Genomic DNA, 16776 nt, shown 5'->3' with positions numbered 1-16776 from the left:
TCTTTTTAATATATTACGCGCCACAACGACTGTTCCGATATAGAGCTTGCCGACTGGATAATAAGACGACAGGGATTCTAATCGTTTTTCTGTGTATACCAAATGTCTTGATAAAGCTCAGGATAACGTTTAAATTGGCCGTGCACATAGGGGCACAGAGGCACAATTTTTAAATTGTTCTCACGGGCGTACTCGACTAGCTTGCTTAACAGCAATTTTGCATAACCCTTGCCTTCATATGCGGGATTAACCTCCGTGTGATAGACCGTCAGTTGTCCGTTATGAACGGAAATTTCCATTTCACCTACCTGTTGGTCATCGACGAGGAGCTGGATTTGGCCCCGATTGTTTGCTAGTGCTACTTTTAACTGTTCCATAAGTTGCCTTTATTAGTTTAAGTACTTTCTATTTTGTTTATTTAGTCGCAAAATTACGGCGTATTTCCACTAGGGCTGTTAATCTAGACTAAGAAAAGTGACTGAAAGTGTGCTCTTGTCTGTAGCCAAATGCGGTGCATTGCGAAAAACTTTACTCAAGATAACCGAATTTACCCATATTAAAGTCCGTAATTGCCTGCCTGATTTCTGCGTCTGTATTCATAACAAAGGGGCCATAGCTGGCAATCGGTTCGTGGATGGGCTCACCGCTTAATAAAAGCGCAATGCTCTTTTCCGGCGCATGTATACTTATTTCTTCACCCTCATTTTTAAATAATACAAAGCCGTGTTCAGCCACTTTTTGACCATTTACTTCGATCTCCCCATTTATGGATAAGACAGCTGTGTTGTGCGAACTGGGCGTTGAGGTGTGAAAGGTTCCTCCACTGTTCAACCGTATGTCAAAAAGATTGAGCGGTGTGTAGGTCGACGCCGGCCCATGCACGCCCTGTGCGCTACCTGCAATGACGTTGACAATGCCCTGATTGTTTTCGAGCACGAGTTTACCCATATTTTCGGCAAGAAGAGCTTGGTAATGAGGTGTTGCGGATTTGTCTTTTTGGGGAAGGTTCACCCACAATTGTACCATTTCAAATAATCCTCCTTTTTTCGAAAATGCTTCTTCATGGAATTCTTTATGCAATATCCCGTCTCCGGCAGTCATCCACTGCACATCGCCCGGGTTAATAACGCCACTATTACCGGCACTATCATAATGGGCTACGCTACCTTTGTAAGCAATGGTAACCGTCTCAAATCCTTTGTGAGGATGTACGTCAACACCGCGCACATGATCGGAAGGGCCAAAATCATAAGCGGCATTAAAATCTAACATCAAAAAAGGACTCATTCGCCTTTGCGTAATAACACCCTTCGGAAAATAATTAAACACCCTAAAACCATCGCCCACCATTCCGGGTCTAGTTGGCTTAGACACAATGTTCTCAATTAGCTTTTTCATGATTTCTTTTCCTTTCTACAAAGGTACAGGTGTCTTGAGGCGAAAAAATTGACCTATGGTAAGAAAGATCGCTTTGGTTTAAACACGACTATTACGCCTGGCCAACTCTTTGCGTACCCGGCTTAATGATTCGGGTGTGATGCCAAGGTAGGAGGCAATCATGATTTGCGATATGCGCAAAGTCAATTTGGGATAGAGCCGTATAAAGTCCAGGTATCTTTCTTCGGCGGTTGCAGCTAAAAGCTGGTTGATGCGACGTTGCATATAACGAATGCTATTGTGCAGAAGATAAATATGATATTTTCCGAATTCGGGACAAATTTCAGTAGCATGCTCCATGAAATTTTTGGTAACAATCACTACCTGTGTCTCTTCCAACACATCAATGTTGAATGCTGCCGGCTCATGAAAATAAAAACTATTGCGATCACCCAGCCACCAATCTTCAGGAGCAAATTGGATCGTATGTTCCTTGCCCTGGCTGTCGAGCGTGTAGGCCCGAAGCAATCCACTGCATACAAAATAGCCAAGGCCTGTTGATTCCCCTTCCCTTAAAAGAATTTTTCCTTTTTGATAGGTTTTTTCTTTTAATTCCTGCTTCAAAACGCTAATTTGTTCTCCTGTTAGAGGCGTATGGCGTTTGAGATAATTTTCGAAAGCTTGCATGTGCCAATTTAGTAATTTTATACATCATCGAAAAAGCCATGGCAAAAATTGTTCTCCTCTCAGCCAGTATCAGACAAGGGCGAAATAGTCACCGGGTTGCCCTCTATTTTAAAAATTATATCGAAAGCAATCAGTTGGCAGATGTAGAGATGGTCGATCTTGATATTTATGATTTTCCGCTGTTTGAAGAGCGTTTACGCTTCTTAAAGAATCCGTCCGAAAAGATTTTGGATTTTGCAGCAAAAATAAGGGAAGCAGAGGGAGTTTTGCTGGTTACTCCGGAGTATAATGGAGGATATCCGGCTAGTCTAAAGAACGTAATCGATCTGCTATATGATGAATGGCGTAAAAAACCTATTGCGCTAGCTACGGCATCGGCCGGTAATTTCGGCGGTGCACAGGTCATGACATCCCTGGTGTTCAGTCTATGGAAGATCGGCTCCATACTTGTACCAGCCATGTTTCCGGTTGCCAAAGTACAGGAAGCTTTTAATGAACAGGGTGAACCGTTGGACAAAGCGCAAACAGATAAAAGAGCGCATACTTTCGTAAGCGAATTGCTGTGGTTTATCGAAGCAAAAAAAAGAATGCATAACTAAGGAAGCGGAAAACATAAATCGCTTATTACAAGGTAAGATAAACTTTGCTTGCTACAAGCAGGCAAGGTTTTATTGTTATTAATGAAGTGTAGTTGTCCAATTGCTGCACTAGTATTGGCCATGACCTATAACCTATAACTGAAAGCCTACAACTCAAGCAATCTTTCGTTTTCGAAAATAAAAGCCTTTCAATTTTTATTATGATTTTTTATAATCTTTGTTTATTTTTGATTTCGAAAATAAAACAAAAATAAACGAAAACATATGTCAGAAACGGTAATGCCTAACCAACGAAGGGAAAAGATAATCGAGTTGCTTAAGGAAGACGGTTTTGCCAAAGTGATTAATCTGGCAAAAATCTTCAAAGTAACCGAAGTTACGATTCGGCAGGATTTGGAGAAGCTTGAAAAAGAGGGCGCTCTGGTTCGGGAACATGGAGGGGCTTATTTGAAAAATATAGAAGATAAAGTAAGAACCTTATCACTTAGTAACCAGGACAACCTAGATAAAAAGGAAAAGATAGCGAGTAAATGTATTGAATATATTGAGAGTGGTGACAGCATTATTCTTGATTCCGGTTCAACCACAACGGAAATTGCCAAGAAGTTGAAGGGTTTTAAGAACCTTACCGTTATTACCAATGCCCTGAACATAGCCATGATGCTCGGGACCGAACCGGGTATTGACTTAATTGTTACAGGAGGTGAATTTAAACCACCTACCTTGTCGCTTACCGGACAAAAGGCGGCTGATTTTTTTCAGGGTATTTATGTGCAGAAACTTTTTCTTGCTACAGCCGGACTCTCGTTGAAGGCTGGTTTGACCTATCCCAGTATCAGCGATATTGTAGTGAAAAAAGCAATGATTGATGCCGCGGAAATAACGTATTTGGTGGCAGATTCAACAAAAATCGGAAAAAGCTCTTTTGCCAGCCTTGGTGCATTATCCTTAGTGGATTATGTCATTACAGACTCTGATATCAATGAGCGTGACAAGAAGGTGTTTGAAGAAAATGATATCGAAATTCTACTTGCTTAAAGCATAAACTAAACTAACATATAAACATTCGATATGAATAATAAGGGGACTTTAGGCGTTATTATCGGAAACCGCGATTTTTTTCCGGATAAATTGGTTTCAGAAGCACGCCTTGAGATTATGGAACAGCTCGAAAGGTTGCACATAAATTACGTCGTGCTGGACGAATTTCAGACAAAATTAGGAGGCGTGGAAACTTTTAAAGATGCCCAACGATGCGCCGAACTGTTTAGGAGACATGCTTCGGAAATAGTGGGCATATTAGTGGTATTGCCTAATTTTGGTGATGAACGTGGTGTGGCCGAAACCCTAAAATTGGCTGGTTTGGATGTCCCTGTTTTAGTACAGGCCTATCCGGATGAATTGAACAAATTGGACCTTGCCAGGCGACGTGATTCATGGTGTGGGAAGATTTCGGTATGCAATAATCTATATCAATATGGAATAAAATACACCCTTACGAATCAACATGTGTTGCATCCAAAGGATCCCGCTTTTGCTCAGGAAGTGCTTGATTTTTTAGCCGTCTGTCGTGTGGTAGGTGGATTGAAACGTTTAAGGATTGGTGCTGTGGGAGCTAGGCCTGGCGGGTTCAATACGGTTCGGTATAGCGAAAAGCTTTTACAGCGCCATGGTATTTCAGTCATTACCGTCGACTTATCCGAGATCTTAGGTAGAGCCAATCGTTTGACTAAAGAGGATGCATCGGTAAAAGAGCATCTCGACAGAATTAACGCTTACGCTTCACAAGGGAAAACCCCTGATGAAGCAATGATACAGATTGCCAAGCTGGATGTGGTATTAAATCAGTTTATGGTAGAACATGATTTGGACGCTACAGCAATCCAGTGTTGGACGTCGCTTCAAACAAACTATGGCTGTAATGTATGTACCAGCATGAGCATCATGAGTGAAAACATGCTACCAAGTGCCTGTGAGGTGGACGTGACGGGAACATTAAGCATGTATGCGATGCAGTTGGCTTCGAGCTCGCCGAGTGCTTTGGTCGACTGGAATAATAACTATGCCGATGATGCCAATAAATGTGTGCTTTTCCATTGTGGTAATTGGGCAAAGTCATTCCTGCCTGACGTTGAAATTAGCAATGCCCCCATTTTAGGTACTTCCGTTGGTGTCGAAAATACGTATGGGGCGCTCGACGGTCGCACGCCGGCTTCTCCTTTGACGTATGGACGTATTAGTACGGATGATCCTAAAGGCATCATCAAAGCATATATTGGAGAAGGAACGCTTACAGACGACCCTTTGAATACTTTTGGAAATCGTGCGGTAGCACAGATTCCGGACTTACAGCGTTTGATGCAATACGTGTGTCGTAACGGTTTTGAGCATCATGTGGTTATGAATGCCTCCAACACGGCGGGCATCTTGAAAGAAGCCTTGGGGAATTATATGGGCTGGGAAGTTTATCAACACTGTCCCGAAAATTAAATCGTAAAGTTATGATAGTAAGTGAATTAATTGCGAAGTCAAAGGAGTATCGTCAAAAGATTTTAAAATATATAGTGGGCGCAAATGCCGGTCATACGGGAGGGAGCCTATCATGCATTGATATTCTAAATGTACTGTATAACGTGGTGTTAAATGTTAGTCCGGACAACTTTGAATCGCCTGATCGAGATCGCTATATTCAGAGTAAAGGGCATTGTGTAGAAGCCTTATTTGTAGTATTGGCCGATAAAGGTTTTTTTTCGGAAGGAGATTTAAATACACTATGCCGTTACCAATCACACTATATAGGACATCCTACCCGTAAGGTAAATGGCGTAGAACAAAATACGGGGGCACTTGGACACGGTTTGCCGATCAGTGTCGGCACTGCATTGGCAGCAAAAATGGATGAAAAAAACTACCGGGTATTTACCTTATTGGGTGATGGCGAATTGCCTGAGGGATCCAATTGGGAAGCAGCCCTGACGGCAGCACACTATAAGCTTGATAATCTATGTGCCATTCTAGATAAGAATAATTTACAAATTACCGGATCGACAGCGGACGTTTGTAACACCGATCCCGTGGATCTGAAATTCGAAAGCTTCGGTTGGGCGGTTAAACATGTGGATGGCCACGATTTAGCGGCAATAAAAGATGCATTGGAAAGTGTACCTTTTGAGGTAGGAAAGCCTAGTATGCTTATCGCTCATACGGTGAAAGGCAAAGGTGTGAGTTTCATGGAGCATAATATTAGCTGGCATCATGGTGTTCCGAATGAGGAGCAATATGCGCAAGCAGTAGCGGAACTAAGTGCATAAACATTATGGGAAATGTATTAACAGACGATTTGCAGGTTACCAAACCGAATTTGGAAGTGTTTTCTGCGACTTTGCAGCATTTGGCAACGGGCGACCGCAATGTCGTAGTGATTACCAGCGATTCCAGGGGGTCAGGTAAGCTTGTGCCTTTCGGTAAAAAATATCCGACCCAAATGGTAGAGGTCGGCATTGCTGAACAGAATTTGGTTGGGGTAGCTGCAGGTTTGGCTTCTACGGGTAAAAAGGCTTTTGCGGTGTCTCCCGCCTGCTTTCTAACGGCAAGAGCCTTGGAACAGATTAAAAATGATGTCGCATATTCGGATAATCCGGTGCGCCTCATCGGTATCAGTGCGGGCGTCAGTTATGGAGCTTTGGGCTCCACTCACCACAGCTTACACGATTTTGCAGCACTTAGAGCCATTAACAACTTGAAAATTGTGGCACCGGCTGATAATTATGAAACGGAACAAGCTATTTTGCAAGCTTATCACCTGGATCAGCCCATCTATCTGCGTTTTGGAAAGAAACCTATGCCTTTGCTGACAGAGGATTCAACTGACAGCTTCACTTTAGGAAAGGGTAGGGTTGTTAGAAGGGGACAAGATTTGGCTTTTATCGCTACGGGGGAAACTGTTTATCCGGCTTTAATGGCCGCGCAAAAACTGAAGAGCGAGCGGAACTTGGATATTGCCGTGGTAAGTATGCATACCATAAAGCCATTAGATACCGAATTGCTGCAATACTTTGCAGCAAATGCAAAGGCGATTGTGACGGTAGAAGAGCATAGTATAAACGGAGGACTTGGGGAAGCCTGCGCATCTTTTCTTCTACAACATGATTATCGAAAACCTTTTAAAATTGTTGGGATACCAGATGAATATACCGTTACCGGATCACAAATTGAGATTTTTAATCATTACGGTATTTCGGAAGTAGGTTTAGCGGATGCCGCTTTAACCCTACTGAACACGATGACATAAGAAACACCTTATACATCGGCATTTATAAACTAACACAAGCCATTTTATGAACCATCTAAAAGTATGGGCCTTATTGCTGCTGCTATGTTTTGGTTGCGGTGGTAGGAATAAAGATAACCAAAAGAAGCAAATCGCGATCGTAGTTTCTACGCTCAATAATCCATGGTTCGTCTTTTTGGCAGAATCTGCCGCGGAAAAAGCACAAGCTTTGGGTTATACCACTAAGATTTTCGATTCTCAAAATAATACAGCTTTAGAAACGGATCATTTTGAAAATGCAATAGCCGCCGGCTTTGATGCTATTTTGTTTAATCCCACGGATGCGGAAGGCTCTGTCGTAAATGCAACAAAGGCAATGGAAGCCAACATCCCGGTTTTTTGCATGGACCGGGAGATTAACTCGCGATCTGCAGCCACTTCACAGATCCTATCGGATAGCTATGCGGCCTGTGTACAATTGGGTGAATTATTTGCCAACGATTTGGAGCGACGGGGGAATTATGCGGAAATATTGGGTATTGTTTCGGATAACAATACCTGGAATCGCTCCAAAGGTTTCCATAGCGTAGTGGATAATTTCCCCAATTTGAAAATGGTAGCTCAACAGAGCGCTGATTTTGATCGCAATAAAGCCATGGAAGTAATGGAATCCATTTTACAGGGACATCCGGATATTAAGGGTGTTTTTTGTGGAAATGATGCCATGGCAATGGGCGCTTATCAAGCAACGGTCGCAGCCGGAAAGCAAGATCAGATAAAAATATATGGCTTCGACGGTGCCGAAGATGCCGTACATGCAGTTGCAGATGGCCGTATACAGGCTACCGCCATGCAATTTCCTAAAGTAATCGCTGAGAAAGCGGCTAAGTTTGCAGATGCTTACTTCAAAGGAGAGCGGACATTTCGTAAGAAGCTACCGATTGCAGTGGATGTTGTGACGCAGGAAAATATCAACCAATATATTGCTTATGGCAAAAAAACTAAGTAATATGATGAAGCGCGGACTTAAATATGTATTCATGGCCCTTATAGGTGCCACTTTGATTTATCATTCTGTTTACTTCAAAAGCCTTCAGAGGGTTAAGGCAAGTGTCAAGGATCTTAATATTGATAGTTATGCTAAGAATTACTTGTTTAAGCTTATTCCTAACGCCAAGTCTGAATTTGTGGATATTACTCTGCTTCGTAGGGCGCTGATGGAAAATGCTTCGCAAGCCTTTGCAAGCTATTCTCATGCAGTAAGCGATGGAGACCTTCGGTATTTTATGGTGACAGGCGCCGGTGTGGTTGTGCAAACGGACTCCGATTATATATGGAGCCGAAGTGACACAAAGCCAGCCATTAAGCTAGCGACAAAATACATATACGGAACGGCAGCAAGAGACGCAGCCGGCTTGATAGCGGTAGACTCGTTTGATAATACGATGGTGTTCAATGAGCTCTCTGAAAATATTAATGAGTTAGTTCGTAAGGAGATAGTGCCTATCTCGGAGAACTTCAAGCCCGGTGATAGCCTTCGATTTACAGGTGCCCTTGGTTTAAGCACAAAAGCTCCGCAACTAACAGAAGCAACTATTATTCCTCTACAGCTGGAACGATTGGAAGCTAACGATAAAAAGGATCAAGATGTTAGAGACCGTTAATATTACCAAGAAATTTGCAGGAGTAACTGCGCTTAATAATGTTAACCTTCAGTTGATGCCGGGGAAAGTTACTGCACTTATCGGTGAAAATGGAGCTGGGAAGTCGACGCTTATGAAAATACTTTCAGGTGTATATACCTCCTACGAGGGGCAGGTTGTATACAAGGGGCGTGAAATGCATTTTGCAAATCCAAAGGAAGCGCAGAATAGCGGCATCGCTATCATTCATCAAGAACTTAATTTGATTCCGGACCTTTCGATTTTCGAAAATATTTATTTGGGAAGAGAGCTTATCGACACTTGGGGGTTTGTTGATCGGAAGACCATGCGTAAGCAAACCCAAAGTCTACTGCAAAGATTGAAACTTGATCTTAGTGTGGATTGCCTCATACGCGATTTGAAGGTTGGACAACAACAAGTGGTAGAAATTGCCAAAGCTTTACTGACAGATGCCGATGTCTTGATTATGGATGAACCAACCTCGGCTATCAGTGAACAGGAAGTGGACGTGCTTTTTGATATTATTGAAAGACTTCGAAGTGAAGGTAAAACGATTGTCTATATCTCTCATAAATTGGATGAATTGTTCAAAATAGCAGATGCTTACATTGTGTTACGTGACGGTTGTGTGGTTGAAAGTGGCGATATATGTAACGTGAATCATGATGTATTGATCAGTAAAATGGTGGGTAGGGATATTCAGTTATTGAAAGTAGGAACCAGGGCCCTGGCTGAAGAGGTAGTGTTAAAAGTTGATAATCTGTGTTTGTATGATGTCCATTCGAAACAACGCCTCGTCGTCGATCATGCTTCTTTTCAAGTTCATCGGGGTGAAATATTAGGTCTGTTCGGTTTAATGGGAGCAGGTAGAACGGAACTGCTGGAAACTATCATCGGTATGCATGACACCCGTAAAAGCGGCGAGATTCTGATGGACGGGCAGACGCTTCGTTTAAAATCTCCTCAGCAAGCCATACAGGCAGGGATCGTTTTAGTACCCGAAGATCGGAAGAAAAATGGTTTGGTTTTAGGTCTTGACATTAAAACAAATGTCAGCCTCAGTCGACTGCAGGAAGTGAGCGAGTTCGGCTTTATCAATAAGAGAAAGGACTTAAGTCTGGCACAGCACTATGTCGATTCCTTAAAGATCAAGTGTTCTTCGCCCACCCAACAAACAAAAAATCTCAGCGGAGGGAATCAACAAAAAGTGGTGCTAGCCCGATGCCTTGTAACTAAACCCCGTGTATTGTTATTAGATGAGCCCACACGAGGTATTGACCCCCACGCTAAAAACGAAATATATAAACTGATCTTAAGTTTAGCCGAACAAGGGATGGCCATTGTGGTTGTCTCCTCTGAACTACCGGAAATTCTGTGTCTATCAGATCGAGTGATGGTAATGAGCGAAGGCCGATTAACTGCCACTTTTCAAGCCGCGGAAGCCAATGAAGATAATATATTAAAGGCAGCCATTCCGAAAACTATCTAATTAAAAAGAGAAAAATGATTCACCAGCGTATCAAAATCGCCAAATTTCAATCGCTTATTGCACTGGTACTAATGTGTGTAATATTGTCTTTCCTCTCCGATAAATTTCTTACACCTGCCAATGGATGGAATGTGCTGCGACAAATTTCAGTTAATATTTGTATTTCTGTAGGAATGACCCTGATAATTTTAACAGCCGGTATTGATCTATCCGTGGGTTCAATTTTAGCTTTTAGCGGCGCAGTTGTAGCCGGTCTGTTGAAGTTTGGAATAGAAATGCCTTCTTATGATCTCTATGTGGGATTTACACTTTTAGGTGGCGTATTATCCGGGTTGTTGGTGGGAGCTGCCTTAGGGGCTTTTAACGGCTTGGTAATTACGAAATTCAAAGTACCACCTTTTGTAGCGACCTTGGCTATGTTAACTATTGCAAGGGGCTTTACCATGCTTTGGACCAAGGGGTATCCAATTTCTTCTTTGGGTAAGGAATTTGCCTATATCGGTACCGGTTGGTTTTTAGGTGTGCCCGTTCTTGTTTGGATTGCAGCACTGATTGTGATTGGAGCGATCATATTGACGAACCGAACGGCCTTTGGTAAATACATTTATGCCATTGGCGGTAATGAGAATGCTGCGAGGTTATCGGGAATTAATATCAACAGGGTGAAAATTTGGGTGTATACCTTGGCTGGAATTTTAGCAGCGATAGGAGGTATTATGGTGACGTCGCGTTTAAATTCGGCCCAACCGAATGCCGGCTTAAGTTATGAGCTGGATTCCATTGCAGCTGTAGTCATTGGTGGTACTTCGCTCGCCGGAGGAAGGGGCACGATCGCAGGGACGGTACTGGGAGCGATGATAATCGGTATATTGAATAATGGCTTGGTACTGATGGATGTTTCGCCCTTTTGGCAACAAGTCGTAAAAGGCGCAGTTATCCTCTTAGCAGTTATGATTGACAAAGCAAATCATAAAGAAGAATAACATGACAGCAAGTTCTTGTATTTTAGCGATCGATCAAGGCACTAGCGGTACGAAGTCGCTTGTTTTTGACAGTAAAGGGAACATTTGTGCAGAAGCAACAATCCCCTTAAAAACAAGTTATTTTGGCGAGGGCTTTGTAGAGCAGCATCCGGAAGATATTTATAAAAATGTTTTACAGTCTGTTCGTGCTTGTTTGCAGCAGTATCAATCTACCGGTGCCTCTTTGTCGGCGATCGCTTCCTGTGGTATTTCCAATCAACGCGAAACCTTTCTTCTTTGGGACGAATTTGGTTCACCTTTGTGCAACGCGGTGGTATGGCAATGTAAGCGATCGGTTGATGTTTGTTATGAGATGCAAAGTCTGGATTTAGGTAATGTTATACATGATAAAACGGGTTTATTCATTGATCCTTATTTTTCAGGCACTAAACTGATTTGGTTATACCGCAATAATCCCGAAATCCAAAAGGCTATTAAGGCGGGTAAAGCTTATTTTGGGACGGTTGATACATGGTTGCTCTATCGTTTAACTAAAGGAGAGGCTTATCTTACCGATTATACCAATGCTTCGCGTACCTTGTTATTTAACTTAAATACACTGAGTTGGGATCGGGAATTAATCGCTCTTTTTGGCTTGGAGGGCATCCGATTGCCAGAGGTTAAACCTTCGTCCTATGCATTCGGATCGAGTCATTTTGAAGGATTGTTCAAACGAGCACTTCCTGTCCAGGCAATGATTGGTGATTCGCATGCCGCCGCTTTTGGAGAGGCATGCATCTATCCGGGTACCGCCAAAGCCACTTTGGGTACAGGTTGTTCGATTCTATTCAACGTAGGAACCGAGCGCCGAAATTCTAATTCCGGAATGGTTTCAACCATCTGCTGGAGTACGGAGGATCGGGTAGACTATGCGTTGGAGGGTATTATCGTATCCTGCGCCTCACCTTTGGCATGGTTAAAAACGGAACTTGGGTTGCTTACTGATTTCGCGGAGACGGAAAACATGGCAACATCGGTAACTGACAACAATGGCGTTTACCTAATACCCGCTTTTAGCGGTTTAGGCGCTCCTTTCTGGGATATGAACAGAAAAGCCTCTTTGGAAGGTTTAACGTTTTCGAGCAATAAGAACCATATCGTGCGTGCAGCGTTGGAGTCCATTGCCTACCAAATACAAGATGTGTTATCTGCCATGAAACAAGATACGGGTATTCCTATTCAAGAACTTATGGTGAACGGAGGTGCGAGTAGCAATAACTTCGTTGTGCAGTTTTTAAGTGATTTACTGGAGGCAAAAGTCATCAGGAACGAAAATAAAAATGTATCCGCTTTCGGTGCCGGTTTTCTGGCAGGCCTCAAGGCGAACATTTTTCCTGACCTGGATAGCGTTCAATCTCTTTATCATCGGCATCCTATTGCGAAGACTACGCAAGTAGCAAAGGTAGCCGAAGCTTATCGTGGATGGCAACGATTTATACATGCGACAAAGTCCTGATTTTGTCTAGTTCATCGTTGACTTTGTCCAATTCACGAGATTCGTTCTTATCTCAGTTGCTAACATTATCTACTTTTAACCTATATCAAAAATATAGGTTATGAACACATTAAAAATAATTGCTTCTGCCGCGGGCTTGGCAGTTTTATTGGTGACAACTGCCGCATTTATCGACTTCAGGTATGAAAAGGAAATAAAAAAAATACAATCGCCCAAAAATGAAGGAGGTTTTGCCGTTGTTGAGCTATTTACTTCTGAAGGTTGTTCAAGTTGCCCTCCCGCCGATGAATTGATGGAAAAAATCCAAGCGGAAAATGAAAACAAACAGCTATACATTTTAGCTTTTCATGTGGATTATTGGGATCATCAAGGTTGGAAAGACCGATTTAGCGATCATGAATTTTCACTTAGGCAAAAGCAATATGCCAATTGGATGAAGCTCCAAACTATTTATACCCCTCAGGTGATTGTGAATGGCTCAGAGGAAATGATCGGCTCGGAAGCAGGTGCCGTATTCAACGCAATCAAACGGCAATTAGCGCAAAAGGCTTCATCGTCCCTTCGTTTAAGTTGCAAAATACAAAATAAAAGGGCGGTAATACATTATCAAGGTGTCGCTGACCAAGAAGAGGCCGAATTGGTACTTACACTTGTTCAACAATCAACAGCCAGTAGTGTAAAAGCTGGCGAGAATGCAGGTCGAAACCTGACACATGTACAGGTAGTAAGGAAATTAGCACGTAAAAGCTTAAATGGAAAAAAAGAGGTTGTATTTTATTTACCTGACGATTTCAATGAAAAAGGATGGGAACTGGTTGGATTTGTGCAAAACCTCCGGAACGGTCATATTTCACAAGCAGCGCGTTTTGATTTAGATGAGAAATGAAAAAATTGTCACACTATTAAAACAATGACAAAGTAAAGCCGGCCATTTCTTTGATGAAACAGCTGGCTTTGTTTTTTGGGTTTTTGAACCTCGAAAAAACAACTCAGATTGCTAATGTATCTACGGCCTTTTCAAAAGCATTTTCTTGTATACCAGGAATAGCAACACCCTCGACACGATAAGTGGTGATGTCATTTAGGCCAATAAAATTGAGCGCCTTCGTGAGGTAGGGCTCGGTAAAATCAAAAGACCGCATCGGTCCTTCAGCATATATGCCACCCGAAGAAATGGCTAAATAGACTTTTTTACCTATTAGCAATCCTTCAGGCCCTTCAGCTCCGTATTTGAAGGTAACACCTGCGCGCATAACATGGTCGAGCCAAGCTTTTAAAGTGGAATGTATACCAAAATTATACATAGGAGCGCCTATAACGATGATGTCGGCTTTTTGCAGCTCGGCAATGGCCTCATCCGAATGTTTGATTGCAGTGGCCTGTGCTTCGGTCCTTTTGGACGGCTCGGTCATGAAGGCATGGAGATGCGCCTCTTCTAAATGTGGAAAGTGCGTCTCTGTTAAGTTATGTACTTTTACATTGCTGCCCGGATACTTAGCGGAAAGCCTTGTCACAATTTCATTTCCAAGTTTGATACTGAAAGAGTCCTTGCCTCTAGGACTAGAGATAATATGTAATATATTCATCGTTTTAAATTTTTGTCAAAAGTAAGCAGTGGTACTTTCAAAAAGATATGACTATACCAAAGGATAGTGCTATCCTTTGGTATAGTCGCAATTGCTATCTTTGTTTTATGGAAGATCACGTATACACTAAACAAACGTGCACTGAAAATATTCAGGCAGTTAGAGATGCTTTATATGTACTGAATGGAAAGTGGAAATTGTTGGTGATTATTGCGCTAACGGAGGGGGCTTCACGCTTTACAGAAATCGAAAAGTCAATCGGTGAAATTACGCCAAAGGTACTTTCGAAAGAATTGAGAGAGCTGGAACTGAATGAGTTTATAGAAAGAAAGGTGCTGAATACCGTACCCGTGCAAATCCACTACGAGTTGACATCACACAGTGATTCATTGAAAGAAGTGATTAACTCCCTAGCTATTTGGGGTAAACAGCATAGGGAATACATACAAAATAAAAGAAAGCTCATGCAATCGAACAAGAGCATCTAGCTGCTTTTACGCATCACGATGCGTTTAACCAGATAAAGCAATAGCAACGATATGCAACTAACACAGGCAACGACGATTCCTACATAATTGTATCCTGCCAATACACTATCTTTACCTGCCTGGCTTACCAACATGCCTGCGATGGTGGCACCGACGCCACCGGCGATCTGCTGCAAGGAAGAGTTTATGCTCATAAAGGCACCGCGATCTTTCTGCTCAGGTACGGCACTAACAAGTGCGGTAGAGGGTACCATACGGCCTATTACGGTAGTAGTGATGAGCACGTTGAAGACAAGCACCACCCAAAATGGTGTGGGGCCAAGTTGCGTATAAAAGATACTCATGAACATCAGACCAATACTGGCTATCGCAAATAACTTGTATTTATCAATCCGGTCACTTAATTTTCCTAAAGCAGGCATCATCACCAGCGAAAAGCAGCCCGAAACCATGAAAAGGACAGGAAGTTGTTCGTGCGAAATACCTAGATTATTAACTGCAAAAACAGTGGCGTAGGGCATCAGCATAAAGCCACCTATCGACAGCAGTGCCGTAGCTGCCATGCCAATACGATAATCTCCATTGGCAATTGTTCGGTAAAGGTGCACGAGTGAGTTTTCCTTGCTCTGCAAGGCAAGGTGTTCAGTAACCGGCCGCAGCCAGCAGGCAATGGCAATAACGATAAGTATAGCCAATACGGAGATCATAAAGAAAGGCATTTCCCAGCCCCACCTATTTGCTATGAACAGGCCGATGGGAATACCCAACACTTGACTGGCACCGAAACCCATTTGTACAACTCCCATGACACGACCACGTTTCTCCAAGGTAAAAAGGTCCGTAATAATAGCCATGGAAATGGCACCAATAACACCGCCAAATAAACCGGTAATAACACGCGCGGCTACTAAGGTAAAGAGTGTATTGGCTAAACCACAAAGGAGTGTTCCGATGACAAAACCAATGTAGAAAAACAGCAGTAGCTTTTTACGATCGTATTTATCAGCAAATCCTGCCGTGAGAAGGCCTGATGCGCCTGCGCTAAAAGCATAGGCCGAGACAGCCAGTGCAAAGGAATTGGCTTTAATGTCCATGGCTTTGATCAATATATCGCCTAGAGGCGACATGACCATAAAATCGAGTATAATGGTGAATTGTGTAAAAGCCAGTATTAAGATTACCAATCGTTCATAGGGTGTAAAGGGGGCTTTTTTTTCCGTTTGCATTTGTGCTAGCTTAGTATTTCGCATTCAAAACCACATCCATGTACCAACTCCATAATATCGTCGGAGGAAAGGGTAGGACTCACTACCCGTAAGACATAATCCTCGTCGCTTAAATCAACCGACCAAGTTTCTATGGTTCCTAGCTGATCAAGCACTCGAGCAACTTTATGCTTGCAGTTGCTATCTTCAATGCTTGTTTTGAATATAAGTACGTGTTCAAATTTTTGCATAATGATATCACTCATATTTGGGAAGTCTATTTTTTAAATGCCTTCACTACCAATTCAAAAGCTTGCCAGAGCATTTCCTCTTTTAAAGTAAAGGGACGACCGTTTAAACTTACACCATCATTATGGAATTTCACGAGCCCATATAAAGGACCAAAGGCGACGGACCAATAGACTTCCAGCGGAAGATTTGGAATGTCTCCTCGATCGACAGCATGCTGAACGAAGGCGCCCAAAATAGGCTCGGCTTTCTCTGTGAAAGCTCCCATGAAACGGTTATAATATAAAGTACTTCTAATTTGTTCGAAAAATAAGCTAAGGGTCTGATTATTGAGCATTTGCCGATAGCGATTCGCCCATTGTGTCCTCAAGCCTTGCTCAAAAGGAGCGTCCGGATCCAAGCCCCGTACAAGATCGTCGGCCATTGTCTCGCCCTGTTCCGCCGCTAGTCTGCTGATCAGATCATCTTTATCCTTATAGTAGATGTAAATAGTAGCGACAGAAATCTTACACTCCTTCGCCAGCTTATTTATACTAAAGTAATCCAATCCGCCCTTTCCGATCAGTTCTATTGCCTTTTGCTTTACCAGTTGCTCTTTTTCTATATCCCTATTTCTCATGTGGTATACATAATGGCTGCAAATATAAGTGAATATTCATTTATTTATAAATTTTATTTTGATTG

Annotated in this window: 19 protein-coding genes; 12 read left to right on the top strand and 7 right to left on the bottom strand. The window is 42.5% G+C overall.

The window, feature by feature from the left end:
• Nucleotides 1-77 precede the first annotated feature (77 nt).
• The 3 genes from M1D52_RS17985 to M1D52_RS17975 form a co-directional block, all read right to left on the bottom strand.
• A complete protein-coding gene (locus M1D52_RS17985; protein ID WP_130857130.1) occupies nt 78-377 on the bottom strand; it encodes a GNAT family N-acetyltransferase in 300 nt (99 codons plus the stop codon).
• 151 nt (nt 378-528) lie between these two features.
• Nucleotides 529-1398, bottom strand: a complete 870-nt coding sequence (locus tag M1D52_RS17980) for a pirin family protein (RefSeq protein ID WP_013665882.1) — start codon at nt 1396-1398, stop codon at nt 529-531.
• 78 nt (nt 1399-1476) lie between these two features.
• Nucleotides 1477-2064, bottom strand: coding sequence for a Crp/Fnr family transcriptional regulator (locus M1D52_RS17975; protein WP_013665883.1), 588 nt, complete (start codon nt 2062-2064; stop codon nt 1477-1479).
• Between the two features lie 38 nt (nt 2065-2102).
• Here M1D52_RS17975 and M1D52_RS17970 point away from each other — a divergent pair, with 38 nt between their 5' ends.
• The 11 genes from M1D52_RS17970 (at nt 2103) to M1D52_RS17920 (ending at nt 13450) form a co-directional block, all read left to right on the top strand.
• Nucleotides 2103-2663, top strand: a complete 561-nt coding sequence (locus M1D52_RS17970) for an NADPH-dependent FMN reductase (protein ID WP_013665884.1) — start codon at nt 2103-2105, stop codon at nt 2661-2663.
• A 264-nt stretch (nt 2664-2927) separates the two neighbouring features.
• Entirely contained in the window at nt 2928-3701 is a 774-nt protein-coding gene (locus M1D52_RS17965) for a DeoR/GlpR family DNA-binding transcription regulator (RefSeq protein ID WP_013665885.1), read from the top strand.
• 33 nt (nt 3702-3734) lie between these two features.
• On the top strand, nt 3735-5153 hold the full coding sequence (locus tag M1D52_RS17960) for an L-fucose/L-arabinose isomerase family protein (RefSeq protein WP_149105504.1): 1419 nt from the start codon (nt 3735-3737) through the stop codon (nt 5151-5153).
• 11 nt (nt 5154-5164) lie between these two features.
• Nucleotides 5165-5974, top strand: coding sequence for a transketolase (locus tag M1D52_RS17955; protein WP_130857132.1), 810 nt, complete (start codon nt 5165-5167; stop codon nt 5972-5974).
• Between the two features lie 5 nt (nt 5975-5979).
• Nucleotides 5980-6954, top strand: coding sequence for a transketolase family protein (locus M1D52_RS17950; protein ID WP_013665888.1), 975 nt, complete (start codon nt 5980-5982; stop codon nt 6952-6954).
• 46 nt (nt 6955-7000) lie between these two features.
• The gene (locus tag M1D52_RS17945; RefSeq protein WP_013665889.1) at nt 7001-7942 is read left to right on the top strand and encodes a D-ribose ABC transporter substrate-binding protein; all 942 of its coding nucleotides are present in this window, start codon (nt 7001-7003) and stop codon (nt 7940-7942) included.
• Nucleotides 7923-8597 carry a DUF2291 family protein gene (locus M1D52_RS17940; RefSeq protein ID WP_437393367.1) on the top strand — a complete coding sequence of 225 codons (675 nt, stop codon included), beginning with the start codon at nt 7923-7925 and terminating at the stop codon, nt 8595-8597. Before M1D52_RS17945 ends, M1D52_RS17940 begins: the two co-directional genes overlap by 20 nt.
• Nucleotides 8581-10086 (top strand): sugar ABC transporter ATP-binding protein, encoded by a 1506-nt coding sequence (locus M1D52_RS17935; RefSeq protein ID WP_437393369.1) that lies wholly within the window; start codon nt 8581-8583, stop codon nt 10084-10086. Before M1D52_RS17940 ends, M1D52_RS17935 begins: the two co-directional genes overlap by 17 nt.
• Before the next feature lie 14 nt (nt 10087-10100).
• Nucleotides 10101-11069, top strand: a complete 969-nt coding sequence (locus M1D52_RS17930; RefSeq protein WP_013665892.1) for an ABC transporter permease — start codon at nt 10101-10103, stop codon at nt 11067-11069.
• A 1-nt stretch (nt 11070) separates the two neighbouring features.
• A complete protein-coding gene (locus M1D52_RS17925; protein ID WP_437393370.1) occupies nt 11071-12564 on the top strand; it encodes an FGGY family carbohydrate kinase in 1494 nt (497 codons plus the stop codon).
• A 100-nt stretch (nt 12565-12664) separates the two neighbouring features.
• On the top strand, nt 12665-13450 hold the full coding sequence (locus M1D52_RS17920) for a DUF1223 domain-containing protein (RefSeq protein WP_437362919.1): 786 nt from the start codon (nt 12665-12667) through the stop codon (nt 13448-13450).
• A gap of 103 nt (nt 13451-13553) precedes the next feature.
• Here the strand turns inward: M1D52_RS17920 and M1D52_RS17915 are convergent, their stop codons facing one another.
• The gene (locus M1D52_RS17915; protein ID WP_013665895.1) at nt 13554-14150 is read right to left on the bottom strand and encodes an FMN-dependent NADH-azoreductase; all 597 of its coding nucleotides are present in this window, start codon (nt 14148-14150) and stop codon (nt 13554-13556) included.
• 47 nt (nt 14151-14197) lie between these two features.
• Between M1D52_RS17915 and M1D52_RS17910 the strand changes: the two genes are divergently transcribed.
• Complete coding sequence (locus M1D52_RS17910) at nt 14198-14638, top strand: winged helix-turn-helix transcriptional regulator (protein WP_013665896.1); 441 nt, start codon at nt 14198-14200, stop codon at nt 14636-14638.
• Here M1D52_RS17910 and M1D52_RS17905 read toward each other — a convergent pair.
• Genes M1D52_RS17905 through M1D52_RS17895 form a run of 3 tightly spaced genes read right to left on the bottom strand, consistent with a single transcriptional unit; the run spans nt 14635 to nt 16711 of the window.
• Complete coding sequence (locus tag M1D52_RS17905) at nt 14635-15864, bottom strand: MFS transporter (RefSeq protein WP_437393371.1); 1230 nt, start codon at nt 15862-15864, stop codon at nt 14635-14637. The genes M1D52_RS17910 and M1D52_RS17905 overlap by 4 nt on opposite strands.
• Nucleotides 15865-15869: 5 nt before the next feature.
• Nucleotides 15870-16109, bottom strand: a complete 240-nt coding sequence (locus M1D52_RS17900) for a hypothetical protein (RefSeq protein WP_130857141.1) — start codon at nt 16107-16109, stop codon at nt 15870-15872.
• Nucleotides 16110-16120: 11 nt separating this feature from the next.
• Entirely contained in the window at nt 16121-16711 is a 591-nt protein-coding gene (locus M1D52_RS17895; RefSeq protein WP_013665899.1) for a TetR/AcrR family transcriptional regulator, read from the bottom strand.
• Nucleotides 16712-16776: the final 65 nt, after the last annotated feature.

It is taken from the genome of Olivibacter sp. SA151 (assembly GCF_054130995.1).
The sequence above is the reverse complement of the archived record's forward strand: the minus strand, read 5'-3'. Positions and strand labels throughout refer to the sequence as shown.